Below are 24,200 nucleotides of genomic sequence, written 5' to 3' on the forward strand. Positions count from 1 at the left end.
CGCGCGGTGAGTATCTGACACCGGCGGTGAGTGTCCCGCACCGGTGACGGTCTTGACCCGGTCATCCTCCGCCCTCGGCCAGGCCATCGCGGAAGACCTCCCGCCCCTGGTCAGCTCAGCCAGCCGCGCCTGGTCGCCTCGACGCCCGCGTGGAAACGCGTCTGCGTGCCCAGCTCGGACATGGCGTCGGCGAAGCGGGCGCGTACGGTCCGGACCGAGACGCCGAGCTGGCGGGCGATGGAATCGTCGCACATGCCCTGCGCGGCCAGGCGCAGCACCTGCACCATCCCCTCGGCCTTGCGGCCCCAGGGGAGCGGCACCGCCCGCCCCCACAGCTCGTCGAACAGCGCGCGCAGCACGCCGACGACCACGGGGGTGCGGACCAGATAGAAGTTGTAGGCGTGGTCGGGCAGGTTGCCGCCCCAGAACGGCGGCAGGCCCGCGACCTCCGGCCCGGCCGTCATGAACCAGCTCGGCACCCGGCGCAGGGTGCGCACCTGGCCGCCGGTCTCGATGAGCTCGGTGAGCTGGGCGCGGACGCCGGGCAGCGCGAGCGTGTCCACGGGAATGACCGCGTACACCGTGAGAAGTTTTCGTTTTTGCGCATCAATCCAGGGATCCGCAAATTTGCGGACAAAATCCGTCATAGTGCGCTCATCGGGGATCGCCGTCACCAATTCCATCCCCGGCGACTGCACCGCGATCCCGACGACGCTTTCGTAGAGCACGTCGGCGCCGTTCGCGAGTTCGACCGTGAAGGATCCGCTCTGGTAGTCGCGGCCGGCGTCGTAATCGCGGATCAGGCCGCGGATCGAGCCCAAGGCGGAGTCGATCATCCGGCTCTCCTCGGCCAGCCGGTCGAGGCGCTGGGCGATCACCCGGCCGAGCGCGGCGGCGGGGTGCCGGGCGAAGTACTCCCCGGAGTGCTCGTCCACCACCCCGAGCCTGACCAGGTCGTCGAGCTGGCGGCCGACCTTGTCCACGGGGCCGTCCGTCGCCTGGGCGATGTCGGTGCGCGTGGCCCTGTGCAGGCGCAGGATCGCGGTGTAGAGGGTGCGCTGGGCCGGGTCCAGGCCCAGCGTCTCCAGCGGATCTGACCGGGTGCGGGACTCGTTGCGCATTGTGTGCGGCTCCGTAGGGGGAACACGGGCGTGCCGTGAGAATAACGCCGCTTGACGCCCTTGTCCGCTTCTTGCGACGACCGGCGGTTCCCCCGCGGCCACCGGCACGCCCGGCGTGCAGCTTCGTGCAACTGCACCTATGGACATTGCGGCGCTCCCGGTGCGTAACGCAGGATTTACGTAGCGTCGGCATCTCGTCAGAGTGCGGCAGCGCAGCCCATCAGGACGCGGAGGGGGGTTCGGTGGTGCGTGGCGCCGCGGCATTGGGTTGCCGGTGGCCGGGGGATGGGACGGATCACCGACCGTCCCATCCCCCGGCACTTTGTGTTGCGGTGGATGCCGGGAGTACGACGGACCGTGGGGGTCATCGTCCTCCCGGCATCCGCGTGTCGGCCGGGCGCGATGCGCGAGGTCGGCGGTACGCGTTTGGCGGCAGGCCATAGACTGATGCGCATCAACGCAACGGCAGAGGGGGCCGCAGCATGTCCAAGTTCACCGAAACAGGACTGACCTTCGATGACGTGCTGCTGGTGCCAGCCTATTCAGACCTGCAGCCGGGCGAGGCCGACACGGCCTCCCGTCTGTCGCGCGGCATCACGTTGTCCATCCCGCTCGTCTCGGCGGCCATGGACACCGTGACCGAGGCCCGCATGGCGGTCGCCATGGCCCGGCAGGGCGGCATAGGCATCCTGCACCGCAACCTCGCGGTCGAGGAGCAGGCGCAGCAGGTCGACCTGGTCAAACGGTCCGAGGCCGGCATGGTGACCAACCCCGTCACCTGCAGCCCCGACGACACGCTGGCCGACGTGGAGCGGCTGTGCGCGACCTACCGGATCTCGGGCGTGCCCGTGACGGACGTGTCCGGCGGGCTCGTCGGCATCGTCACCAACCGCGACATGCGCTTCGAGACCGACCAGTCGCGTCCGGTGCGCGAGGTCATGACGAAGATGCCGCTGGTCACCGCCCCGGTCGGGGTGTCGCGGGACGACGCGTTCGCCCTGCTGCGGCAGAACAAGATCGAGAAGCTGCCGCTGGTCGACGAGGACGGCCGGCTGCGCGGCCTGATCACGGTGAAGGACTTCACCAAGAGCGAGCAGTATCCCCTGTCCACCAAGGACGCCGACGGCCGGCTGCTCGTGGGCGCGGCGGTGGGGGTCGGCGGCGACGCCGACCTGCGCGCCAAAGCGCTCATCGAGGCCGGGGTCGACGTCATCGTCGTGGACGTGGCCCACGGCCACTCCAAGGGCCTGGCCGACATGGTCGCCAAGGTCAAGGCCAACAGCAAGGTCCAGGTCATCGGCGGCAACATCGCCACCAGGGCGGGCGCCCAGATGCTGGTCGACGCGGGCGCCGACGCGGTCAAGGTCGGGGTCGGCCCCGGCTCGATATGCACCACCCGGGTGGTGGCCGGGGTGGGCGCGCCGCAGGTCACGGCCATCTACGAGGCGTCCAAGGCCGCCGCCCCCGCGGGCGTGCCGGTCATCGGCGACGGCGGCCTCCAGTACTCCGGCGACATCGTCAAGGCCATCGCGGCCGGCGCCGACACGGTCATGCTGGGCTCGCTGCTGGCCGGCTGCGAGGAGTCGCCCGGCGAGCTGATCTTCATCAACGGCAAGCAGTTCAAGTCCTACCGCGGCATGGGGTCGCTGGGCGCGGTGCGCAACCGCGAGCGCGGCGGCACCTCCTTCAGCAAGGACCGCTACGCCCAGGGCGACATCAGCGGCGAGGACAAGTTCATCCCCGAGGGCATCGAGGGCCAGGTGCCCTACCGCGGCCCGGTCGCGGCCGTCGCGCACCAGCTCGTCGGCGGGCTGCGCCAGGGCATGTGGTACGCGGGATGCCGCACGATCGAGCGGATGCACACCGACTGTGAGCTCATGCCGATCACCGCGGCGGGCCTCAAGGAGAGCCACCCCCACGACATCCAGATGACCGTGGAAGCTCCGAACTATCACAGAAGGTAAGTTCATGACTCAGCAGGTGGAGATCGGCCGGGGGAAGACCGGGCGGCGGGCGTACGCGCTGGACGAGATCGGTCTGGTGCCCTCGCGGCGGACCCGCGACCCGGAGGAGGTCTCGATCGCCTGGCAGATCGACGCCTACCGGTTCGAGCTGCCCGTTGTCGTCGCGCCCATGGACAGCGTGGTGTCGCCGGCCACCGCCATCGAGATCGGGCGGCTCGGCGGCCTTGCCCCGCTCGACCTCGAAGGGCTCTGGACGCGCTACGAGGACCCGCAGCCGCTGCTGGAGGAGTGCGCGGCGCTCGACGCCGAGGCGGCCACCAGGCGGCTGCAGGAGATCTACGCGGCGCCGATCAAGGAGGAGCTGATCGGCCGGCGCATCGAGGAGATCCGCGCCTCGGGGGTCACCACGGCGGTCCGGCTGTCGCCGCAGCGCACGGTCCAATACCACAAGGCCGTGATCGACGCGGGCGTCGACATCTTCGTCATCCGCGGCACCACCGTCTCGGCCGAGCACGTCTCGGGGCGGGCCGAGCCGCTCAACCTCAAGCAGTTCATCTACGAGCTGGACGTCCCGGTCATCGTGGGCGGCTGCGCCACCTACACCGCGGCCCTGCACCTCATGCGCACGGGCGCGGCCGGGGTGCTGGTCGGCTTCGGCGGCGGCGCCTCGCACACCACCCGCAACGTGCTGGGCGTGGCGGTGCCGATGGCCACGGCGATCTCCGACGTGGCGGCGGCACGGCGCGACTACATGGACGAGTCCGGCGGCCGTTACGTCCACGTCATCGCCGACGGCGGCATGGGCACCTCCGGCGACATCGCCAAGGCCATCGCCTGCGGGGCCGACGCCGTCATGGTGGGCTCGCCGCTGGCCCGCGCGGCCGAGGCGCCCGGCCGGGGCTTCCACTGGGGCTCCGAGGCGCACCACCCCGACCTGCCCAGGGGGCGGCGGGTCGAGTTCGGCACCGTGGGGACGCTGGAGCAGATCCTGCACGGGCCCTCCAGCGTGGCCGACGGCTCGATGAACCTCATGGGCGCGCTCAAGCGCACGATGGCCTCCACGGGCTACTCCGACATCAAGGAGTTCCAGCGCGTCGAGGTCGTCGTCTCGCCGATCCAGCGCTGACCGTCCCGCGACGCGACGGCCCGCCTTCCATCACCGGGAGGCGGGCCGTTCTTTTTGGCTCTGCTAACCTAGTCATCCTAGGAAGGAAGCTAGAGGCATTAGGAGAGCGGATGGCGCGAGCGGGGCTGACGGCCGAGCGCATCACGCGGGCGGCGGCCGACCTGGCCGACGAGGTCGGCTTCGACAACGTCACCGTGTCGGCGCTGGCCCGGCACTTCGGCGTCAAGGACGCGAGCCTCTACTCGCACGTCAAGAACCTGCGCGACCTGCGCACCAGGGTGGCGGTGCTCGCCGCCGGCGAGATGGTGGACCTCATCGCGGCGGCCGTGGCCGGGCGGTCGGGCAAGGACGCCCTCGCCGCCTTCGCGGGCGCCTACCGCTCGTACGCCCTGCGCCACCCCGGCCGCTACGCCGCCACGCAGAGCAAGGTGGACCTCGCGCAGGTCGCAGACCTGGCGCCGTTCCTGCGCACCGGCGAGCTGACGTACGGGATGCTGCGCGCCTACGACCTGGCCGAGCCCGACCTCACCGACGCGGTGCGGCTGCTGCGCAGCACCTTCCACGGCTACACCAGCCTGGAGGCCGCAGGCGGCTTCCAGCACTCCCGGGACGTGGACGCGTCCTGGGACCAGGCGATCGAGGCCCTGCACGTGCTGCTGACGCACTGGCCCAGGGCGAGCAAGGAGGAACGATGAAGACCGGCACGCTGCGCGTCCCCGGCGCCGAGCTGTTCCACGAGGTGCGGGGCACGGGCCCCATGCTGCTGCTGGTGCCGGGCGGGGGCGGCGACGCGGGCACCTTCGACGGCATCGCCGACGTGCTCGCCCGCGACTTCACCGTGGTCGCCGCCGACCCACGCGGCTACTCCCGCAGCCGCCTCGACAGCCCCGAGCCCGTGGACCAGCGGGTGGAGACGCAGAGCGAGGACTGCGCCCGGCTCATCGACCACCTGGGCGGCGGCAGCGCGTACGTCTTCGGCGGCAGCGACGGCGCGATCGTCGTGCTCGACCTGCTCGCCCGCCATCCCGGGCGGGTGCGGCGGGCCGTGGTCCACGAGCCGCCGTGCGTGGCGGTGCTGCCGGACGCCGCCGAGCAGCTGGGGTTCTTCGGCAGGGTGTACGACATCTACCGGGCCGAGGGGCTGGCCGCGGCGGGGGCGTACATGAGCGAGGGCATCGGCGGCACGCTCAGGCCGCTGCCGGATCCGGCGACGCTGTCACCCAGGGCCGCCGAGCGGGTGGTCAGGACGGTGGCGAACATGCCGCTGTTCATGGAGCACGAGCTGCGGCAGTTCACCGCGTACGAGCCCGACCTGGAGGCGCTGGCGGCCGTCGCCGACCGGCTGGTGCTGGCGGCGGGGCGGGAGACGCGGGGGCATCTGCCCTACCGGCCGGCGGCGGAGCTGGCCCGGCGGCTCGGGCGGGAGCTGACCGAGTTCCCCGGCGGGCACGGCGGCTACACCGAGGCGCCCGAGGAGTTCGGCGAGCTGCTGGCGCGGACGCTGCGGGGCTGAGCCGCCTGCCCTAACATGCGCGGGATGGCCGATCTTCAGCACACCCACGAGGTGGCGTTCGACGGCGACGTCGTCACCAAGCGTTACCGCGCCTCGAAGCCGGGCGCGGCCGAGCGGGAGTGGCGGGCGCTCACCCTGCTGGCCGAGCACGCGCCGGGGCTCGCGCCTGAGCCGATGGCGTTCGAGCCGGGCGTGGTGCGGATGAGCCGCCTCGCCGGGGAGCCGCTGCGCGGGCTGCCCGTGACGGGCGAGCACCTCACGGCCCTGGCCGGGGCGCTGGCCGAGCTGCACGCCGCCGTTCCCCGGCCGGTGCTGCGGGAGGTGCCGGTGCGGCCGTGGCAGCGCGAGGCGGTCCGCGACTGGCTACGCGGGCAGGGGGCGCGGTGGCGCTCCCGCGACCCGCTCGCCGACCGGGCGGTGCGCGAGGGGCTGCGCTGGCTGGAGGGGTGGCGGCCGGACGGGAGCGGGGTGCGGCCGGTGTTCGGGGGCGGTGACGGCAACCTGGCCAACTTCCTGTGGGACGGCGGCCGGGTGCGGGTGGTCGACTTCGAGGACTCGGGGCGCAGCGATCTGGCGTACGAGCTGGCGGAGCTGGCCGAGCACGTGTCCATGTGGGTGGACAACCGGGCGGAGGTCGGGGCGGAGCTCGTCGCCCGGTTGGAGCTGGGCGCGGCGGAGGAGCGGCGGCTGCGCGGGTGCCGCCGGTTGCAGGCACTGGTCTGGCTCTTCCTGCTCGCGCAGGACGACCCGGATAATCCGCGCAACCCGCCCGGCACCTTCCGGCGCCAGGCGGAGCGGGTGCTGGCGCGGCTGGACGCCTGACACTCGGCCCGTACGCCTGAGACTCAGCCAGCCAGTACGCCCAGCAGGTGGCTGACCTCGCGGCTCACCGCGTCGCGGCCCGCCTTGACGTACTTGCGCGGATCGACCACCCGCTCGTCATGGCCGAGATAGTCGCGGATCGCGCCGGTGAACGCCTTGTTCAGATGGGTGGCGATGTTGATCTTCTTCATGCCGTGCCGCACGGCGGCCCGCAGGGTGTCGTCCGGCACCCCCGACGAGCCGTGCAGCACCAGCGGCACCGGCACCGCCCCGCGCAGCTCGGCGATGAGGCCGAGGTCCAGCTCGGCGGACTTGGTGGTCATGGCGTGGGAGGTGCCGACGGCCACGGCCAGCGCGTCCACGCCGGTCCGCGCGACGTAGTCGACGGCCTCGTGCGGCTTGGTGCGCGCGCCGGGCGCGTGCACGCCGTCCTTGCCGCCGACCTCGCCCAGCTCGGCCTCCACCCACACGCCGCGTCCGTGGCACCAGGCCGCCACCTCGGCCGTGGTGCGGACGTTGTCCTCGTCGGGCAGGGCGGAGGCGTCGTACATGACCGAGCCCAGGCCCAGCTCCACCGCCTCCTCGACGAGCGCGCGGTCGGTGGCGTGGTCGAGGTGCACGGCGACCGGCACCGCGGCGCGCCGGGCCACCGCGAGCGCGCCCAGCGCGATCGGCTCCAGCGCGCCGTGGTAGCGGACGCAGTTCTCGCTGATCTGCAGCACGACCGGCAGGCCCAGGGACTCGGCCCCGGCCACGATGGCGGTGGCGTGCTCAAGCTGGATCACGTTGAAGGCACCCACCCCCGCGGGTGACTGACGGACGATGTCGCCGATGGGGGAGAGGGGCATGGTCGCTCCTTACGTGATGACGATCTGGGGAAGGACGGCGGCGTAGACGTCGCGGTCGAAGTCGCCGGCCACCGGGGCGGCCACCGCCGCGGCGCCGAGCGCCGCCGCCCGCCGCAGCCGGTCCGGCCACGGGGTCGACTCGGCCAGGCCCAGCGCCAGCCCGGCGACCAGCGAGTCGCCCGCGCCGGTGGGGTTGCCGCGCACGGTGTAGGGCATCCGGGCCCGGAACGTTCCCTCGCCGGTGACGGCGAGCAGCCCGTCGGCGCCCAGGGACACCACGACCGACTCCGCGCCCTGGTCGCGCAGCGCCCGCGCGCCCTCCTCGGGCGCGCCGGGCACGGCCCTCGCCAGCTCCTCCGCGTTGGGCTTGACGACCGCGGGCCGGCCCTTGGGGGCGTGGCGCAGCGGGTCGCCGTCGGCGTCCACGATGACCGGCGCGGCGGTGAGGCCGCTGAGCGTGGCGTAGAAGTCCGCGGGGACGCCGCGCGGCAGGCTGCCCGAGAGCACCACCACCTCGGCGCGGGTGGCCAGCTCGGTGTAGTGCCGGGTGAACGCCGCCAGCTCCTCGCCCGTGACCTCGGGGCCCGGCTCGTTGAACAGCGTCGTCGCCGGCCGCTCGCCGGTCTCGGAGACCGCGAGCGTGGTGCGGGAGTCGCCCGCGACGGCGAAGACCGCGCTCGGCAGCTCCGCCGCGCGCAGGTCGTCCTCGACGGCCTGTCCGGTCGGCCCGCCGGCCAGGCCGGTGACCAGCACCTCCCGGCCGAGCGCGGCCAGTACGCGGGCCACGTTGACGCCCTTGCCGCCCGCACGCCGGTGCACCGTCCCGACCCGGTTGACGCCGTCCCATTCGACGGCGGGCACCTGGTAGGTCACGTCGAGCGCCATGTTGAGCGTCACCGTGAGGATCATCAGGGCTCCGTGACCCAGACGCCGTCCTTCATGACCGCGTCCACCTCCAGGTCGGAGGAGAGCACGACCAGGTCGGCGGCCTTGCCGGCGGCGATCGAGCCGATGCTCCCGGCCAGGCCGAGCACCCGCGCGGGCGTCAGCGCGGTCACCTGGACGGCGTCGGGCGGCGACAGGCCGAGCTCGCGCACGGCCCGGCGGAAGGCGACGTCCATGGTGAGGGTGGAGCCCGCGATGGAGCCGCCCTCGGCGAGCCTGGCCACGCCGTCGTCGACGCGTACGCGCATGGAGCCGAGCTGGTAGTCGCCGTCGCCGAGCCCCGCGGCCGACATGGCGTCGGTGACGAGCACCGTGCGGCCGGGCCCGGCCACCTCGTACGCCAGCCGCAGCATGGCCGGATGCACGTGCACGCCGTCGTTGATCAGCTCGACCGTCACCCGCTCGTCGTCGAGCAGGGCCGCGATGGGGCCGGGCGCGCGGTGCCCGAGCTGCGGCATGGCGTTGTAGAGGTGGGTGGCGAGGCTCGCGCCCGCCTCGATGCCGGCGATGGTCAGGTCGTAGTCGGCCTCGGTGTGGCCGATGGCGGCGATCACGCCCTCGGCCACGGCCAGCCGGATCGTGTCGAGCGCCCCGGGCAGCTCGGGCGCGATGGTGAGCATGCGCACGTGCCCGCGCCCGGCCTTGACCAGCTCGGCGAACTCCTGCGGCGACGGCTCGCGCAGCGCCGCAGGGTCGTGCGCGCCGCAGCGGCCGCGCGCGATGTAGGGGCCCTCGAAGTGGATGCCGGCCAGCAGTCCTTCCTCGCAGAGCTCGGCCAGCGCCGCCGCGGCCCTCGCCAGGCCCTCGGGCGCGTCGCTGACCAGGCTCGCCATCGTGGTGGTGGTGCCGTGGCGCCGGTGCAGCGCCACGGCGGTGCGCGCCTGGTCGAGGTCGCCGGTGGGGAAGGAGCCGCCCGCGCCCCCGTGGTTGTGCACGTCGACGAAGCCGGGCACGACGTGCCGGCCGCCGAGCGCGAGGCCGGGGCCGGGGGCGCTGCCCTGGCCGACGTGCGTGATCCGGCCGTCTTCGATGGTCAGCCACCCCTCGTGCACACCTTCGGTGGTCACGATCCGGGCGTCGGCGAGAGTAAGGCTCATGGAGAAAGGATCACAGATCGCGTGAGGTGCATGGGCTCGTCGGGGTTGAGCCCGGCGGCGAAGGCGCGGGCGACCGCCACCCGCTGGGCGCGGATGAGCTCGGCCATCGGGTCGAGGCGGCTCTCGACGAACGTCGCGCCGGTCCGTTCGACCTGCGCGCGCAGGCCCTCGGGGGCCTCGCCGAGCATCCAGGTGACGCGGCCGGGGGCGCCGATGCTGATCGGGCCGTGCCGGTACTCCATCGCCGGGTACGCCTCCGTCCACGACCGGGACGCCTCGCGCATCTTGAGCGCCGCCTCCTGCGCCAGCCCGACCGTCCAGCCCGCGCCGAGGAAGCTGAACTGCTCGGCCTCCACCAGCTCGGCGGGCAGGGGTGCGGCCACGGCCTCCTCGGCGTCGGCGACGGCCTGGGTCAGGTCCTCGCCGAGGCTCGCGCGCAGCAGCGCGAGCTGCGTGGTGGCGAACCTGGTCTGCACGACCGACCGCTCGTCGGCGTAGTCGAGCACGACGACGTCGCCGGCCGCCTCCATGATCGGCGTCTTGGGGTCGGCGGTGATGGCCGTGATCCTCGCGCTGACGTGGCCCAGCAGCTCGAGCACCTCGGTCGTGGTGCCGGAGCGGCTCAGCGCGAGCACCCGGTCGTAGGCGCGGCCGACCGGGAACTCGGAGGCCGCGAAGGCGTCGGTCTCGCCGTGCCCGGCCCGCTCGCGGAGCGTGGCGTAGGCCATCGCGATGAACCACGAGGTGCCGCAGCCGACGACGGCGACCCGCTCGCCCTCGCGCGGCAGCGCGTCCGCGGGGACGTTCGCGACGGCACGCCGCCAGCACTCTGGCTGGGACGCGATCTCGGCTTCGGTGTGGGTGGTCACCCGGCCTCCCCAGGATTGATTGTTTCTGCATCTTTTATAGCAGGAAAGTGCAAGATTGGGCAGTGGTGGCTCCACCCCTCCCGGTGTGCCACGCTTGCTGCGGACCACATCCGCTAGGAGGCCACGTGTCCCGCTACGACCGCTGGAACGCCATCCTCGAACTGCTCGCCCAGGAGGGGCGGCTGACGGTGGAGGACGCGGCCCAGGCGCTCGAGGTGTCCACCGCGACCATCAGGCGGGACTTCGACCAGCTCGCGCAGCAGCAGATGCTCATGCGCACGCGCGGCGGCGCGGTCGCCCAGAGCGTCAGCTACGACCTCCCGCTGCGCTACAAGACCGCCCGGCACGCCGACGAGAAGAACCGCATCGCCATGGCCGCCGCCGAGCTGGTCCCGCCCGGCGCGGTGGTCGGGCTCAACGGCGGCACCACCACCTCCGAGCTGGCCCGCACCCTGGCGATCCGGCCCGCCCTGGAGAGCGGTTTCACCGTCGTCACCAACGCGCTCAACATCGCCGCCGAGCTGACCGTCCGCCAGCACGTCAAGATCGTGGTGACCGGAGGGGTGGCCAGGCAGCAGTCGTACGAGCTGATCGGCCCGCTCGCCTCCGGCGTCCTGGAGCAGGTGACGCTGGACATCGCCTTCCTCGGCGTGGACGGCCTGGACGTCGAGCTGGGCGCCTCCGCGCACCACGAGGGCGAGGCCAGCGTCAACAACCTGCTGATCAGCAGGGCCGCGCAGGTCGTCGTGGTGGCCGACTCCTCCAAGATCGGCAAGCGGGCGTTCTCCCGCATCTGCCCCATCACCAGGATCGACACGCTGGTCACCGACGACCGGCTCTCCGACGAGCTGGCGGGCGCGCTCAGCGACGCCGGGGTGAAGGTCGTACGCGCCTGAGGCTTATCTGTGGGTATGTAGGGGCTCAGGACGCTATCAGGGAGTGTTATGGCCTCGGGGATGGGTGCGGCCAGGCTCGGTCCAGCCGAGCGTGCCGCGGCGCTGGAGCGGATGGCCGCGCGTGAGCTGGACGTGGTCGTGGTCGGCGGCGGAGTGGTGGGGGCGGGGGTCGCGCTCGACGCGGTGACCCGCGGTTTGGACACGGGCCTGGTGGAGGCGCGGGACTTCGCCTCCGGCACCTCGTCCCGTTCGTCCAAGCTCATCCACGGCGGACTGCGCTACCTGGAACAGCTCAACTTCGAGCTGGTGCGCGAGGCGTTGCAGGAGCGCTCGCTGCTGCTCCAGCGCATCGCGCCGCACCTGGTCAGGCCGGTGCCGTTCCTGTTCCCCCTGACGCACCACCTGTGGGAGCGGCCGTACGTGGGCGCGGGAGTGGCACTGTACGACATGCTCGGCTTCGCCTCGGGCCTGACCCGGGGCGTTCCCGGCCACCGGCACCTGTCGCGCTCGCGCGCGCTCCGGCTGGCCCCGGCGCTGAAGAAGTCGGCCTTCACCGGGGCCGTCCAGTATTGGGACGCCCAGGTCGACGACGCCCGCTACGTGATGATGATGCTGCGCACGGCCGCCGAGTACGGCGCGCACGTCGCCCCGCGCACCCAGGTCGTCGGCTTCCTGCGCGAGGGCGAGCGGGTCACCGGCGTGCGCGTGCGCGACCTGGAGTCCGGCGCCGAGCAGGAGATCCGGGCCCAGCAGGTGGTCAACGCGACCGGCGTGTGGACCGACGACATCCAGGAGCTGGTCGGCGGGCGCGGCCAGATCCACGTCCGCGCGTCGAAGGGCATCCATCTGGTCGTGCCGCGCGACCGCATCCACTCGCTGACCGGGATCATCCTGCGGACCGAGAAGTCGGTGCTGTTCGTCATCCCGTGGGGCCGCCACTGGATCGTCGGCACCACCGACACCCACTGGACGCTCGACAAGTCGCACCCCGCCGCCTCCCGCGCCGACATCGACTACCTGCTCGACCACGTCAACGCGGTGCTGTCGACGCCGCTGACCCGTGACGACGTGGAGGGCGTATACGCCGGGCTGCGCCCGCTGCTGTGGGGCGAGTCCGACGAGACGTCCAAGCTGTCGCGCGAGCACGTCGTCGCGCATCCGGTGCCGGGGCTGGTGATGATCGCCGGCGGCAAGTACACCACCTACCGGGTGATGGCCCGCGACGCCGTGGACGCCGTCGCGCACGGCCTGGACCAGCGGGTGCCGCCGTCGTGCACCGACCGCGTCCCGCTGGTGGGCGCCGAGGGCTACCAGGCGCTGTGGAACTCCCGGCACCGCCTCGCCCACTCCTCCGGCCTGCACGTGGCGCGGATCGAGCACCTGCTCCAGCGCTACGGCTCGCTCATCGACGAGGTGCTGGAGCTGATCGAGCGGGACCCGTCGCTGGCCAGGCCGCTGAACGGGGCCGACGACTACCTGCGCGCCGAGATCGTGTACGCCGCCACCCACGAGGGCGCCCGGCATCTCAACGACGTCCTGACCCGGCGCACCCGCATCTCGATCGAGACCTTCCACCGGGGCCAGGCGGTGGCGCAGGAGGCCGCCGAGCTGCTGGCCGGCCCGCTCGGCTGGAACGACGAGCAGGTCAAGCGGGAGGTCGAGTACTTCACCAAGCGCGTCGAGGCCGAACGCCGCTCCCAGGAGCAGGACTCCGACCAGGAGGCGGACGCGATCCGGCTGGGCGCGCCGGAGATCGTCCCCGTCGTCGTCCCGGACCGGGCATGAGCGGCGGCGAGCCGTCGCGGCAGCTCTCCGACCCGCGTGAGCTGCTGGAGGGCTACCTCGACCACTACCGCGCCGAGGTCCTGCGGCTGCTGGAGGGCTTCCCCGACCCCGAGGTGAGCCGGGTGCCGTCCGGCTGGACGCCGGTGGCGATGCTCAAGCACCTGGCGTCCATGGAGCGGCGCTGGTTCGTGTGGGACCACGCGGGCGAGCCGCTGGACGATCCCGACGACGACCGCGACGAGTCCGGCGCGCTCAGGACCGGCGAGTCGTTCGCCGAGGTCAAGGCGTTCTACCTGGCGCAGTGCGAGCGTTCACGTCAGTTGGTCGCCGCAGGGCGACTGCCGGACCGGGCCTCGCGGATCGGCCGCTTCCGCGAGGAGGAGCCTCCGACGCTCGGGTGGATCATGTTCCACGTGCTGGAGGAGTACATGCGGCACGCCGGGCACCTCGACATCGCCCGCGAGCTGGCCGAGGCGGATCAGCGGGCGGCCCCGGGGGCCGCCCGCTGATGAGCAGGATCAGTACTTCGTGGCGTCGTGCACGTCGAGCAGCGGCTCCTTGACGCCGTCGCCCGAGTCGTCGGTCCAGTTGAAGTTGCCGGTCGAGATCAGCGTGCTGCGCACGGCCAGCGCGCCGGCCCGGTTGGTGGGCTTGCGGGTGCCCGCGGTGAGGAGGCCGGCCGCGCCGGCCACGTGCGGGCTGGCCATCGAGGTGCCGCTGATCGTGTTGTAGCCGCCGTTGCGCCAGGTCGAGTAGATGCAGGTGCCGGGCGCGGTGATCTCGACGGTGGAGCCGTAGTTGGAGTAGAACGCCGAGGTGTCGTCCTGGTCGGTCTCGCTGCGGCACGACAGCGTGCTGCCGCCGGCGCCGCCGGCCAGGCCGTCGTTGTCGGTCAGCGCCGAGACGGTGACGACGTCGGCGTGGTTGGCCGGGAAGAAGCTGGAGGTGTTGGCGTGGCTGTTGCCTGCCGCCACGACGACCACGATGCCGGCGTTGGTGGCGTTGGTGATCGCGCTGCTGATCGCGCTGCTTGAGCAGCCGCTGCAGCCGAGGCTCAGGTTGATGACCTCGATGGTGGCGGCGCGGGCCACCACCCAGTCGATGCCGGCGGCGATGGCGGACAGGGTGCCGGAGCCGGCGGAGTTGAGCACCTTCACGGCGTGGATGCGGGCGCCGGGGGCGACGCCGACCGCGCCGATGCTGTTGTCGAGGGCGCCGATGGTGCCGGCCACGTGGGAGCCGTGGCCGTTGTCGTCGGTGCCGGAGTTGTTGACGCAGATGCCGGTCTGGCAGTTGGTGCGGGCCACCACATTGAGGTCGGGGTGGGTGTAGTCCACGCCGGTGTCGACGACCGCGACGTCGGTGTTGATGCGTACGTCGTCCACGCCGTCGATGTCGAGGTTGGGGTTGCTGGGGCCGAAGATCCGGCGTACGCCCGTGGGAACGGTCTGGGCGAAGGTGTGGACCTCGGCGTCGGGCTCGACGCTCAGCACGTTGGGGTTCTTCTTGAGCCGCTCGGCCGCCTCGGCGGTGAGCTGGGCGGTGTAGCCCTTGAAGGCGTGCTCGTACACGCCGACGAGCCGGCCGCCGTACTGGGCGGTCTGGTCGGCGGCGAGCCTGCTCGGCGCCTCCCGGGTGATCGGCCTGAGCTGGACGATGTACGTGCCCTCGTCGGCGGTCGCGCCGGTCGTGACGGCGGCCGACGCGCCGAGCGGCGTCAAGGGTAACGCCAGCGCGCCGACGAGCAATGCGAGCAGGGGGGTGAGTGATCGCATGGCAGCGTGAGCCCTTTCTCGATGAAGATCGGACAGGTTGCTGTCAGCAAAAGTTTCACGACTTGTCGGGTAAGTCCATACAAAAGACGCCTGTTAACTACTAACAGGTATCTTTTGCTTGCCTAACGGAGTGGGATCCACGCTTGTGAGTCGAGGCTCGCCGCGTCGTTGACCTGCAGCCCTTCCTGCGACAGCGTCCAGACCGAGGACCCGATGACGATCGAGCGTTGGATACCGGGCTGGTATGGCTGGTCGCTGCCCTGTTGCCGCTGCGCCGGATGCCTGATCATGCCGAGCTTCGACACCCCGGAGTCGTCGATCCGCAGCACCAGCGCGCCCGACCCGTCCTGCTGGTAGAGGGGGATCACCGACAGGCCCGTCTTCGGCCAGTACAGGAACGCGTGCGGGTCCCACTCGGCCTCCGAGCCGGACTCCTTCTGGAAGAACCGCGACAGCACGCGCGGTGCGGCCGGGTCGCTGACGTCGAACAGCGAGATCTGCGTGCCCAGCGTGCGGCCCTTGTCGCTGGCCTCCTGGCCGATCCCGATCAGCCGCCCCTCGGCGCCCGGATGCAGGTACGCCGAATAGCCGGTGATCTTCAGCTCCCCCGTCACCCTCGGCCGCGCCGGATCGCGCAGGTCCAGCGTGTAGAGCGGGTCCACCTGGCGGAAGGTGACGCAGTAGCCGACCGGGCCGATGAAGCGCACCGAGTAGATGCGCTCGCCCTCGCCGAGACCGCCGACCTCACCGGTCTTCGCCAGCGTGCGGGCGTCGAGCACGTGGACGGTGCTGGAGCTCTCGCGGCCGTCGGCGGAGACGATCGTGGTGGCGGCCCGCAGGTGGCCGTCGTACTCCGACAGCGAGTACTGGTTCAGCAGGCGGCCCGCGACCTTGCCCGAGGCCACGTACGCGGGCGGGCCGGGCGAGCCGACGTCGAAGCGGTGGATCTCGGTCTCCTCCGGCGGCGCCGTCGGGGTCGGGCTCGGCTCCGTGGGTGTCGGCTCCACGGCCGGGGCCTCGCCGGTGGCCGGGGTCTCCTCGACGGGCAGCTGCGGCAGCGGGAACCACCAGCGCGGGTTGCTGGCGACGTACAGGCTGGTGCCGGTGCCGTAGACGATGTCGCCGTCGGCGGCCAGCGCGATCGGGTCGGTGCCGGCGGCGGTGAGGCCCTGCGCCAGGTCGAGGGTGTGGACGGTCAGCAGCGACGTCCCCGTGTAGTCGGCCGGGTGGCTGATCCGCTCGCACGGCACTGAGCTGTCGGTGACCTTGCCCGCGGCGTCGGTGATCTGGAGCTTCGGCAGCCAGGCGTCGAGCGGCGCGCGGCGGACCGTCTCCTGGTTGCGCTTGAGCTGCTCGGCCTCCGTCGTGTTCTCGGCCTGCGGGAACTCGATCTGCGGCTGGCTGCGGGTGACGATGCGGACGGTCGAGCCGACCATGCGGGCGTCCACGTACGTGCCCGACGGCTTGACCGTGCCGATGACCTTCGGCCGGCCGCCCGCCAGGTCCACGAGCACGTACCGGGTGTCGCCCATCGGGACCATGCGGGTGCTCTTGACCATGATGTCGCCGTAGCCGCGGAACAGCACCAGCGCCCGGTCCCCGGCCATCAGCAGGTCGGCGGGGGCGTAGTAGTGCTGGTCGCCCTCGGTCAGCTTGAGCGAGCCCGTCACCTTGCGGGTGGCGGTGTCGATGATCCGCAGGGTGCCGTTCGTGACGGTCACGACCCGGTCGCCGTCGGTCTTGACCAGGTCGGGCTCGTCCACACCGGCCTCGTGCACGTTCGTGGTGGAGTGCTCGGGCGTGCTCTGCTTCGCCGTGGCCGCCGTGTCCGAGCGCTCCATCATCATGGGCATGACGCCGCCCAGCCCCCAGGGGGACACGTTCGCGGCCGCGTGCTCGCGCAGGCCCGCCAGCAGGTCGTCGCAGCCGCTGTAGGACACCAGGCGGATCGCGCCCAGCGACGACGGCTTCTGGCGAGCGGGCGGCTCTTCCGCGGACTTCCCCGCGGAAGAGGTGCAGGCCGCCACCGCCGCCAGCGCGGCGACGGTCGCGACCGTACGGATCAACGTTCTCATGCCCCTATCACGGCTCGCGGGGGCGGGCGGTTCAGGAGCGGTGCTGCGGATTGACGGTGAACGCCGGGCTGAAGTCGAGGTCGTCGGGCACGTCGAGCAGCCTGCGCACCAGCTTTCCTGTGAAGTCGACCACCTGGATCTCGTCGACGTCGTTGTTGTCCTGCTCCCAGCAGTAGAGGTGGCTCTCGTCGTAGAAGCCGAGCACCTTGTCGCAGTCGGAGCCGAACTTGTGCACGCGCTCACCGGTCGCGGTGTCCCAGACGCAGTGGTCGCCGTCGCCGCCGTTGGGGCAGTTGGTGACGAAAGTCTTGCCGGAGGGCGAGAAGACGCTCTGCGTGCCGGCCGACAGCGTGCCGATGCCGGGCAGCGAGCGGGTCGCCTTGCCCCGGGTGTCGAAGAAGCGCAGGCCGCGGTTCTTCTCGTCGCCGTAGACGTTGATCGCGCCCTCGTCCTCGGCGTCGAAGCCGAAGGCGGTGTCGCGGACGGCGGTGTCGCTCACGTTGACCACGTCGGCCTTCTTGGCGGTCACGTCCACGAGGACGAAGCCGAGATAGACCCACTTGTCCGCGCCGGTCTTGCGCTCGATGTTGAGCAGGATCTTGGTGCCGTCCTTCGACCAGTCCCGGATGCTGCTGATCAGCGGCGACTTGACCGTCTTGATCGTCGAGCGCTCGCCGGTCGTGCGGTCGGTGACCACGACGAAGTCGTGGTTGTCGGAGCTGTAGTCGCGGCCCCGGGTGGCGAGGTAGCGGCCGTCGGGGGAGACCCTGGACTCCCAGTTGCCGGCGTACTTGGTGAACGACGTGCCCTGCAGCGAGTCGCGCGCGTAGTCGGTCCAGTCCTCCTTCTTCTTGTCGTAGACCTCGTAGGAGGTCAGGAGGACGGCGTCGGAGGGGGTCTCGTAGAGGTGGATGGCGCCGCCGGCGAGCGTCCTGCGCCGGCCCTCGCGCGGGACGCCGGTCTCGGGGGACGGCGACGGGGACGTGCTCTCCCGGGTGCTGGTGCTCTCGGAGGGGGGTCCGGACGCGACGACCTTGGCGCCGTTGTTCGACTTGTCCAGGCTGACGATCACGATGACGCCCGCGAGCAGCAGTAACGCCACGCCGGCGGTGATGCCGGCGATCAGCGGGCCGCGGCTCTTGGGGCGGGGCGGCTGCTGGCCGTACATGCTGGGGTAGGTCGGCTGGCCGTACGGCGGGGCCGGCGGCTGCCATGGCTGGGACATGGGCGGCGGGACGTGGCTCCCGTGGGCGACCGGGAGCGGACCCGACTGCGGGTACGGCACCGGCCCCGACGCCGGACCGCCCGGGTGCGGGCCGGAGTGCGGGCCTGACATCGGCCCGCTGGGCTGGGGGCCCGAGGGCCGGCCGGGTGGCGGGTAGGCGGCAGAAGGGCCGTGCGGGGCCGGCGGGCCGGCCGGGCTCTGGGGCGCGGCCTCGGCGGCGGCCTGGGCGAGGATGCCCGAGCCGGCCGCCGGATGCTGGAGCAGCCGCATGATCACCTGCTCGGCGGTGGGCCGCTGGGCGGGGTCCTTGTTGAGGCAGTCGGTGACCACGTCGAGCAGCTGGCCCTCCAGCACGCCGAGGTCGGGCTGCTGGTTGAGCACGCGGTTGATCACGGCGGGCATGGTGTCGCTGCCGAACGGCGCCCGCCCCGACGCCGCGTAGACCATCGCGCTGCCCCAGGCGAACATGTCGGCCGCCGGCCCCACGGTGTGCCCCATGATCTGCTCGGGCGGCATGTAGGACGGCGTGCCCACGACCATGCTGCTGATCGTCGAGGTGGCGTCGAGCGCGCGGGCGATGCCGAAGTCGATGACCCGCGGCCCGTCGGCGCCGATGATCACGTTGGCCGGCTTGAAGTCGCGGTGCACGATGCCGGCCTGGTGGATGGCGGCCAGGGCGGTGGCCGTGCCGATGGCCAGCCGGTGCAGCACCGATCCGGTGCGCGGCCCCTCCTCCTGCACGACGCGGTGCAGTGAGGGGCCCTCGATGTACTCGCTGACGATGTAGGGGCGGTCCTGCTCCACGCCGGTGCCGAGGACGGCGGCCGTGCAGAACGGCGCCACCTGCTGGGCCACCTGCACCTCGCGCAGGAACCGCTCCACGCTGACGGCGTCGCCGGCCTGGTCGGGGCGCAGCCATTTGACGGCCACGAGCGTGCCCGACTGGTCCTTGGCGAGGTAGACGACGCCTTGACCGCCCTCGCCGAGCCGGCCTAGGAGTTCCAGGCCCGCCAGCCGCTGCGGATCTCCTGGGCGTAGCGGAGCGAAGGATGCCATGTAGGGATTGTTGCGCTACCACGCGGATCCGCAAAAACTACCGGTGAGTAGGCAAGCGGAATATCCTTCTGCCATGCGTGCCACCGCCCCCGGCAGGACCCAGGACATCATCTCGCCCTTCACCGGCGAGACCATCGCCGAGCTCGCCCTCAGCGACGTCGAGGACGTACGGGCGGCCTACCGGCGGGCGCGCTCCGCCCAGGCCGCGTGGGCCGCGCGACCGGCCGCCGCGCGGGCGGAGCCGTTCCTGCGCCTGCACGACGCGATACTCGACCGCCGCGACGAGATCCTCGACCTCGTCCAGGACGAGACCGGCAAGGCCCGCAAGCACGCCATGGAGGAGGTGCTCGACGTCGCGGGCTGCAGCCTCTACTACGCCCGCCGGGCGCCCCGCCTGCTCGCCCCGGCCCGCCGCCAGGGCATCTTCCCGCTCGCCACCCGGGTCACCGAGCTGCGCGAGCCCAAGGGCGTGGTCGCGGTGATCTCCCCGTGGAACTACCCGCTGTCGCTCGGCGTCACCGACATCGTCCCCGCGCTGCTGGCCGGGAACGCCGTCGTCCACAAACCGGACACGCAGACCGCCCGGTCCACGCTGTGGACCATCGACCTGCTCGCCGAGCTGGGCATGCCGCGCGAGATCTGGCAGGTCGTGCTGGGCGAGCCGGCCGACATCGGCGACGCGCTGCTGGACCACGCCGACTACGTGGCGTTCACCGGCTCCACGCGCGGCGGCAGGAAGATCGCCGAGGAGGCGGCCAAGCGGCTCATCGGCTGCTCGCTGGAGCTCGGCGGCAAGAACCCGATGCTGGTGCTCGACGACGCCGACCTGGACGTGGCGGTGCAGGGCGCGCTGCGCGCCTGCTTCACCAGCGCGGGCCAGCTCTGCCTGTCGACCGAGCGCCTGTACGTGCACGAGTCCGTCTTCGAGGAGTTCGCCCGCCGCTTCGTCAGGCAGGTCGGCAACCTCAAGCTGGGCGCGGGTCACGACTGGTCGGTCCAGATGGGCTCCCTGTCCTCGCGGCGGCAGCTCGACGCGGTCGCCGCGCACGTGGACGACGCCCTCGCCAAAGGCGCGCGGCTGCTGGCCGGCGGCCGGGCCAGGCCCGACCTCGGCCCGCTGTTCTACGAGCCCACCGTGCTCGCAGGCGTCACCGAGGACATGGAGCTGTGCAGGAACGAGACGTTCGGCCCGGTCGTGGCGCTCTACCCGTTCGGGACCGACGACGAGGCGGTGGAACTCGCCAACGACACGGTCTACGGGCTCAACGCCTCCGTCTGGACCACGGATGTGGCGCGCGGACGCCGGCTCGCCGCCCGGATCAAGGCCGGCACGGTCAACATCAACGAGGGGTACGGCTCCGCGTACGCCTCCTACGACGCCCCCATGGGCGGCATGAAGTCCTCCGGCCTCGGCCGCCGCCACGGCGCTGAGGGCCTGCTGCGCTACACCGAGCCGAAGACGGTGGCCGCGCAAGCGGGCTGGCTGGGCTTCGAGCCGCCGTTCGACCTGACGGCCGAGGCGTGGGCCGGGGTCCTGGCCGGCACGCTCAAGGCGATGCGGAGGCTCGGCGTCCGATGAGCTTCGACGTCCTCGTCATCGGCTCGGGGTTCGGCGGCAGCGTCGCGGCGCTGCGCCTGGCCGAGAAGGGCTACCGGGTCGGGGTGCTGGAGGCGGGCCGCCGCTTCGACGCGACCACCCTGCCCGTCACCTCCTGGCGGATCCGCGACTTCCTCTGGGCGCCGTGGCTGGGGCTCAAGGGCATCCAGCGCATCCACCTGCTGCGTGGCGAGCGGGGCAGCAAGGTGATGGTGCTGGCGGGTGCGGGGGTCGGCGGCGGGTCCCTGGTGTACGCCAACACGCTGTACGAGCCGCTCGCCCCGTTCTTCGACGACCCGCAGTGGGCGGGCATCACCGACTGGCGGGCCGAGCTCGCCCCCCACTACGACCAGGCCAAGCGCATGCTCGGCGTGGTGCCCAACCCCACCTTCACCCCCGCCGACGAGCTCATGACCAGGGTCGCCGCGAAGATGGGCGTGGCCGACACCTTCCGCCTTGCCCCGGTCGGCGTCTACTTCGGGCCGGACGGCGTGGACCCCTACTTCGGCGGGGCGGGGCCGGAGCGGCGCGGCTGCGTCGAGTGCGGCGCGTGCATGACAGGCTGCCGCTTCGGCGCCAAGAACATGCTGACCGAGAACTACCTCCATCTCGCCGAGCGGGCCGGGGCCAGGATCTACGCGGAGTGCACGGTCACCTCGGTGCGGCCCCTGCCGTCCGGCGGCTACCAGGTGTCCGCGCACCGGACGGGCTCGCCGCTGCGCCGCCGTACGTTCACGGCCCGGCAGGTGGTCTTCGCGGCGGGCACGTACGGCACCCAGCGCCTGCTCCACAAGCTGCGCGGCGAGGGCGTGCTGCCGCGGCTGTCGTCCAGGCTGGGGGCGTTGACCCGGACCAACTCCGAGGCGCTGCTCGGCGTCGAGCGCCTGGGGAGCGGCGGCGAGAAGCTCAACGGCGGCGTGGCGATCACCTCCTCCATCCACCCCGACGCCGAGACCCACATCGAGCCCGTGCGCTACGGCGACGGCTCCAACGCCATGGGCCTGCTCCGCACCCTGCTCGTGGACGGCGGCCAGAACCGCCTGCGCGCCTTCGCCCGCGAGGTGACCAGGCAGCCGCTGCGCGCGCTGCGCCTGCTCGACCTGCGGCGCTGGTCGGAGCGGACCGTCATCGCCCTGGTCATGCAGGCCAAGGACAACTCGATCACCGTGCGCCGGAGCCGGTTCGGGCTGCGCTCCTCGCTGGGGCACGGCGAGCCCAACCCGACCTGGATCCCGGCCGGGCACGAGGCCGTGCGGCACGCCGCCGCCGAGATCGGCGGCATGCCCGGAGGGACGTGGCTCGACCTGTTCGACGTCCCGACCACGGCCCACTTCCTCGGCGGCTGCGCGATCGGCGACTCGCCAGGCGCGGGGGTCATCGACCCCTACCACCGCGTGTACGGCCACGAGGGGCTGCACGTCGTGGACGGCTCGGCGGTCTCGGCCAACCTGGGCGTGAACCCGTCGCTCACCATCACCGCCCAGGCCGAGCGCGCCCTGTCGTTCTGGCCCAACGCGGGGGAGCCCGATCCGCGTCCGCCGCTCGGCTCGGCGTACGCGCGGCTCGCCCCGGTCCGGCCCCGCCACCCGGCGGTCCCGAAGGGCGCCCCCGCCGCCCTCCCCGAGTAGGCCCCTGGCGAACGCGCGGGCTCCGGCGGGCCCGAGGATGGCAGGGTGAGGGGGTGACCTGGACCACGTCCGCGCTCGCGCTCCTCGGGCCCGAGCCGCCGACCCCGCTGATCGAGCTCCCGGTCGCCGCGCCGGGCGTCCGGCTCCTGCTCAAGGACGAGTCGCGGCAGCCCACCGGCAGCCTCAGGCACCGCCACGCGCGGGCCCTGTTCCAGCGGGCGATCGCCGAGGGCCTGGTCTCCGAGGGCACGACCGTGGTGGAGGCCACCGGGGGCAACGCCGCCGTCGCGCAGGCGTGGTTCGCGCGGCGGCTCGGCCTGCCCTACGTCGTGGTGATGCCCGGCGAGCGCACCGAGGCCCGCGCGCGGCCGGTGGAGGCGCTGGGCGGCGAGTGCCGCTTCGTGACCCCGCCGCTCGCCATCTACGACGCCGCCCGCGCGCTCGGCGGCCACTTCCTCGACCAGTTCGGCCGCGCGGCGCCGCACGACCTCGCCGACGAGCTGTTCGGCCAGGTCCGGCCCGACTGGGTGGTGACGGGCGCGGGCACCGGCGCGACCTCGGCCGGTCTCGGCGCGCGGGCCCGCGAGCTCGGCCTGCCCTGCCGCGTCGCGGTCGCCGACCCCGACAACTCCGCCTACTTCCCCGGCTGGACCCTCGACGCCTCCGACTACGGCACGGGCATGCCGTCGCGGATCGAGGGCATCGGCCGCCCCCGTGTCGAGCCCGGCTTCCGTTTCGACCTCGTCGACCTGGTCGTGCCCGTGCCCGACGCGGCGAGCGTCGCTTCGGCCCGCCGCCTGCGCGAGGTCACCGGCCTGCCGGTCGGCCCCTCCTCGGGCACCGCCCTCTGGGCGGCGCTGGAGCTGGTCGAACGCCTGCGCGCCCGGGGCGAGGGCGGCACGGTCGTGTCGCTGATCGGCGATGCCGCCGAGCGCCACCTGGCGACCTGCCATGACGACGCGTGGGCGGCGGCGAAGGGCCTCGACGTGGCGCCGCACCTGGGCACGCTCCGCGACCGCGTTCACGGGCCCGTCAGCTCAGCGGGTGGCTGACCCAGACGTTCGGCTCCACGTAGACCGCGTGGTCGTGCTCGGCGCGGCAGAGCACCGGGGTCAGCGCGCCCGGCACCTCGACCTCGCCCGAGCGGTCGAAGGGCAGGCCGGTCCACGTCCGCCACTCGGCGAGCGTGCCCGCCACCACCATCGACCGCGGGGCCACCTTCACGATCTTCCCACCCGCCCGCACGTGCACCCGCAGCCACGGGTCGTACGGCAGGCCGTCCTCGCGGGTGCGCCAGGCGTACTCCGCCATGGGGGTCCTGGGCTCCAGGTGCTTGTGGTTGGGGCGGACGGGGGCGACCAGCTCGGCGAAGCCGAGGGCGGCGGCGCGCTCGCGCATCGCCCGGAGCATGACGCCCGACAGCCCCCCGCCCTGCCGGTCCTTGCGTACGCTGATCTCCAGCGCGGAGACGCCGTTCGGGCGCTGTCCCCGCTCGCGGGCCAGCCAGCCGCGCCGGATCACGCCGTCCCAGCCGTCGTCGGGCAGCTCGGCGGCCTCCGACCGATAGGGCATCATGCAGGCCCGCGCCACCGGCCGCCCCGGGTCGGCGTCGTCATCGGCCACCAGCACGTACTCCGCGTACGTGGTGTCGGTGAAGGGGTAGAACAGGTCGGCGAGCGGGTCGTTGAGCGCGAACTCCGGCCAGGTGTGGTCCATCTCCCACAGCGTCGCGGCGAACTCCGGCCGCTCGGCGAGAGTGGTGATCGTCAGGGCCATGCTGATCATTGTCACATCCCCCTTCACCGGCAAGCGCCCGGTTTTTCACCCCTTAAAGGGATTTATCGCCGTGCGCTACCGT

At 72.6% G+C, this 24,200-nt stretch carries 20 protein-coding genes; 11 read left to right on the forward strand and 9 right to left on the reverse strand.

Annotation, left to right across the window (positions count from 1 at the left end; translation table 11 throughout):
- Nucleotides 1-110: 110 nt before the first annotated feature.
- The gene (locus BMW85_RS34955; protein ID WP_091090212.1) at nt 111-1,121 is read right to left on the reverse strand and encodes a helix-turn-helix transcriptional regulator; all 1,011 of its coding nucleotides are present in this window, start codon (nt 1,119-1,121) and stop codon (nt 111-113) included.
- A 482-nt stretch (nt 1,122-1,603) separates the two neighbouring features.
- Here BMW85_RS34955 and guaB point away from each other — a divergent pair, with 482 nt between their 5' ends.
- The 5 genes from guaB to BMW85_RS34980 all read left to right on the forward strand — a co-directional run bounded on the left by guaB (nt 1,604) and on the right by BMW85_RS34980 (nt 6,546).
- Nucleotides 1,604-3,085 (forward strand): IMP dehydrogenase, encoded by a 1,482-nt coding sequence (gene guaB / locus BMW85_RS34960; RefSeq protein WP_091090213.1) that lies wholly within the window; start codon nt 1,604-1,606, stop codon nt 3,083-3,085.
- A gap of 4 nt (nt 3,086-3,089) precedes the next feature.
- Nucleotides 3,090-4,211 carry a GuaB3 family IMP dehydrogenase-related protein gene (locus tag BMW85_RS34965; protein ID WP_177241039.1) on the forward strand — a complete coding sequence of 374 codons (1,122 nt, stop codon included), beginning with the start codon at nt 3,090-3,092 and terminating at the stop codon, nt 4,209-4,211.
- Nucleotides 4,212-4,321: 110 nt separating this feature from the next.
- The gene (locus BMW85_RS34970; RefSeq protein WP_091090217.1) at nt 4,322-4,906 is read left to right on the forward strand and encodes a TetR/AcrR family transcriptional regulator; all 585 of its coding nucleotides are present in this window, start codon (nt 4,322-4,324) and stop codon (nt 4,904-4,906) included.
- Nucleotides 4,903-5,724, forward strand: a complete 822-nt coding sequence (locus BMW85_RS34975) for an alpha/beta fold hydrolase (RefSeq protein WP_091090219.1) — start codon at nt 4,903-4,905, stop codon at nt 5,722-5,724. Before BMW85_RS34970 ends, BMW85_RS34975 begins: the two co-directional genes overlap by 4 nt.
- 24 nt (nt 5,725-5,748) lie before the next feature.
- The gene (locus BMW85_RS34980; RefSeq protein WP_245775240.1) at nt 5,749-6,546 is read left to right on the forward strand and encodes a phosphotransferase family protein; all 798 of its coding nucleotides are present in this window, start codon (nt 5,749-5,751) and stop codon (nt 6,544-6,546) included.
- A gap of 23 nt (nt 6,547-6,569) precedes the next feature.
- On the opposite strand, the gene BMW85_RS34985 is transcribed toward BMW85_RS34980, so the two are convergent.
- The 4 genes from BMW85_RS34985 to BMW85_RS35000 are packed head-to-tail and all read right to left on the reverse strand — an operon-like array spanning nt 6,570 to nt 10,305.
- Nucleotides 6,570-7,394, reverse strand: a complete 825-nt coding sequence (locus tag BMW85_RS34985) for a class II fructose-bisphosphate aldolase (RefSeq protein WP_091090223.1) — start codon at nt 7,392-7,394, stop codon at nt 6,570-6,572.
- A 9-nt stretch (nt 7,395-7,403) separates the two neighbouring features.
- Nucleotides 7,404-8,303: a 1-phosphofructokinase family hexose kinase gene (locus tag BMW85_RS34990; RefSeq protein ID WP_091090224.1), complete on the reverse strand. Its 900-nt coding sequence runs from the start codon at nt 8,301-8,303 to the stop codon at nt 7,404-7,406.
- Nucleotides 8,303-9,436 (reverse strand): N-acetylglucosamine-6-phosphate deacetylase, encoded by a 1,134-nt coding sequence (nagA, locus tag BMW85_RS34995; RefSeq protein ID WP_091090227.1) that lies wholly within the window; start codon nt 9,434-9,436, stop codon nt 8,303-8,305. The genes BMW85_RS34990 and nagA overlap by 1 nt, the downstream gene beginning before the upstream one ends.
- A complete protein-coding gene (locus BMW85_RS35000) occupies nt 9,433-10,305 on the reverse strand; it encodes an SIS domain-containing protein (protein WP_091090229.1) in 873 nt (290 codons plus the stop codon). Before BMW85_RS35000 ends, nagA begins: the two co-directional genes overlap by 4 nt.
- 125 nt (nt 10,306-10,430) lie before the next feature.
- On the opposite strand from BMW85_RS35000, the gene BMW85_RS35005 reads away from it, so the two are divergent.
- Genes BMW85_RS35005 through BMW85_RS35015 form a run of 3 tightly spaced genes read left to right on the forward strand, consistent with a single transcriptional unit; the run spans nt 10,431 to nt 13,495 of the window.
- Entirely contained in the window at nt 10,431-11,201 is a 771-nt protein-coding gene (locus BMW85_RS35005) for a DeoR/GlpR family DNA-binding transcription regulator (RefSeq protein ID WP_091090231.1), read from the forward strand.
- A 48-nt stretch (nt 11,202-11,249) separates the two neighbouring features.
- Entirely contained in the window at nt 11,250-12,986 is a 1,737-nt protein-coding gene (locus tag BMW85_RS35010) for a glycerol-3-phosphate dehydrogenase/oxidase (RefSeq protein WP_245775241.1), read from the forward strand.
- A complete protein-coding gene (locus BMW85_RS35015) occupies nt 12,983-13,495 on the forward strand; it encodes a mycothiol transferase (protein WP_091090236.1) in 513 nt (170 codons plus the stop codon). The genes BMW85_RS35010 and BMW85_RS35015 overlap by 4 nt, the downstream gene beginning before the upstream one ends.
- Before the next feature lie 9 nt (nt 13,496-13,504).
- Here BMW85_RS35015 and BMW85_RS35020 read toward each other — a convergent pair whose 3' ends face one another.
- The 3 genes from BMW85_RS35020 to BMW85_RS35030 all read right to left on the reverse strand — a co-directional run bounded on the left by BMW85_RS35020 (nt 13,505) and on the right by BMW85_RS35030 (nt 19,117).
- Nucleotides 13,505-14,761: a S8 family serine peptidase gene (locus BMW85_RS35020; protein WP_091090239.1), complete on the reverse strand. Its 1,257-nt coding sequence runs from the start codon at nt 14,759-14,761 to the stop codon at nt 13,505-13,507.
- A 122-nt stretch (nt 14,762-14,883) separates the two neighbouring features.
- Entirely contained in the window at nt 14,884-16,836 is a 1,953-nt protein-coding gene (locus BMW85_RS35025) for a beta-propeller domain-containing protein (RefSeq protein WP_245775242.1), read from the reverse strand.
- Between the two features lie 31 nt (nt 16,837-16,867).
- The gene (locus tag BMW85_RS35030; RefSeq protein WP_091090243.1) at nt 16,868-19,117 is read right to left on the reverse strand and encodes a protein kinase domain-containing protein; all 2,250 of its coding nucleotides are present in this window, start codon (nt 19,115-19,117) and stop codon (nt 16,868-16,870) included.
- A gap of 73 nt (nt 19,118-19,190) precedes the next feature.
- Here BMW85_RS35030 and BMW85_RS35035 point away from each other — a divergent pair, with 73 nt between their 5' ends.
- The 3 genes from BMW85_RS35035 to BMW85_RS35045 are packed head-to-tail and all read left to right on the forward strand — an operon-like array spanning nt 19,191 to nt 23,394.
- The gene (locus BMW85_RS35035) at nt 19,191-20,696 is read left to right on the forward strand and encodes a succinic semialdehyde dehydrogenase (protein ID WP_091090244.1); all 1,506 of its coding nucleotides are present in this window, start codon (nt 19,191-19,193) and stop codon (nt 20,694-20,696) included.
- Entirely contained in the window at nt 20,693-22,342 is a 1,650-nt protein-coding gene (locus BMW85_RS35040; RefSeq protein WP_091090247.1) for an FAD-dependent oxidoreductase, read from the forward strand. Before BMW85_RS35035 ends, BMW85_RS35040 begins: the two co-directional genes overlap by 4 nt.
- A 53-nt stretch (nt 22,343-22,395) precedes the next feature.
- The gene (locus BMW85_RS35045) at nt 22,396-23,394 is read left to right on the forward strand and encodes a PLP-dependent cysteine synthase family protein (RefSeq protein ID WP_091090250.1); all 999 of its coding nucleotides are present in this window, start codon (nt 22,396-22,398) and stop codon (nt 23,392-23,394) included.
- On the opposite strand, the gene BMW85_RS35050 is transcribed toward BMW85_RS35045, so the two are convergent.
- The gene (locus BMW85_RS35050; protein ID WP_177241040.1) at nt 23,375-24,118 is read right to left on the reverse strand and encodes an N-acetyltransferase; all 744 of its coding nucleotides are present in this window, start codon (nt 24,116-24,118) and stop codon (nt 23,375-23,377) included. The genes BMW85_RS35045 and BMW85_RS35050 overlap by 20 nt on opposite strands.
- Nucleotides 24,119-24,200: the final 82 nt, after the last annotated feature.

This window comes from Nonomuraea wenchangensis, from assembly GCF_900111685.1.
Classification (GTDB): Bacteria; Actinomycetota; Actinomycetes; order Streptosporangiales; family Streptosporangiaceae; genus Nonomuraea; species Nonomuraea wenchangensis.

Coding starts and splice junctions, on each gene's coding strand:
- BMW85_RS34955 (WP_091090212.1), bottom strand. CDS start 1,121: ATGCGCAACGAGTCCCGCACCCGGTCAGATCCGCTGGAGACGCTGGGC.
- guaB (WP_091090213.1), top strand. CDS start 1,604: ATGTCCAAGTTCACCGAAACAGGACTGACCTTCGATGACGTGCTGCTG.
- BMW85_RS34965 (WP_177241039.1), top strand. CDS start 3,090: ATGACTCAGCAGGTGGAGATCGGCCGGGGGAAGACCGGGCGGCGGGCG.
- BMW85_RS34970 (WP_091090217.1), top strand. CDS start 4,322: ATGGCGCGAGCGGGGCTGACGGCCGAGCGCATCACGCGGGCGGCGGCC.
- BMW85_RS34975 (WP_091090219.1), top strand. CDS start 4,903: ATGAAGACCGGCACGCTGCGCGTCCCCGGCGCCGAGCTGTTCCACGAG.
- BMW85_RS34980 (WP_245775240.1), top strand. CDS start 5,749: ATGGCCGATCTTCAGCACACCCACGAGGTGGCGTTCGACGGCGACGTC.
- BMW85_RS34985 (WP_091090223.1), bottom strand. CDS start 7,394: ATGCCCCTCTCCCCCATCGGCGACATCGTCCGTCAGTCACCCGCGGGG.
- BMW85_RS34990 (WP_091090224.1), bottom strand. CDS start 8,303: ATGATCCTCACGGTGACGCTCAACATGGCGCTCGACGTGACCTACCAG.
- nagA (WP_091090227.1), bottom strand. CDS start 9,436: ATGAGCCTTACTCTCGCCGACGCCCGGATCGTGACCACCGAAGGTGTG.
- BMW85_RS35010 (WP_245775241.1), top strand. CDS start 11,250: ATGGCCTCGGGGATGGGTGCGGCCAGGCTCGGTCCAGCCGAGCGTGCC.
- BMW85_RS35015 (WP_091090236.1), top strand. CDS start 12,983: ATGAGCGGCGGCGAGCCGTCGCGGCAGCTCTCCGACCCGCGTGAGCTG.
- BMW85_RS35020 (WP_091090239.1), bottom strand. CDS start 14,761: ATGCGATCACTCACCCCCCTGCTCGCATTGCTCGTCGGCGCGCTGGCG.
- BMW85_RS35025 (WP_245775242.1), bottom strand. CDS start 16,836: ATGAGAACGTTGATCCGTACGGTCGCGACCGTCGCCGCGCTGGCGGCG.
- BMW85_RS35030 (WP_091090243.1), bottom strand. CDS start 19,117: ATGGCATCCTTCGCTCCGCTACGCCCAGGAGATCCGCAGCGGCTGGCG.
- BMW85_RS35035 (WP_091090244.1), top strand. CDS start 19,191: ATGCGTGCCACCGCCCCCGGCAGGACCCAGGACATCATCTCGCCCTTC.
- BMW85_RS35040 (WP_091090247.1), top strand. CDS start 20,693: ATGAGCTTCGACGTCCTCGTCATCGGCTCGGGGTTCGGCGGCAGCGTC.
- BMW85_RS35050 (WP_177241040.1), bottom strand. CDS start 24,118: ATGGCCCTGACGATCACCACTCTCGCCGAGCGGCCGGAGTTCGCCGCG.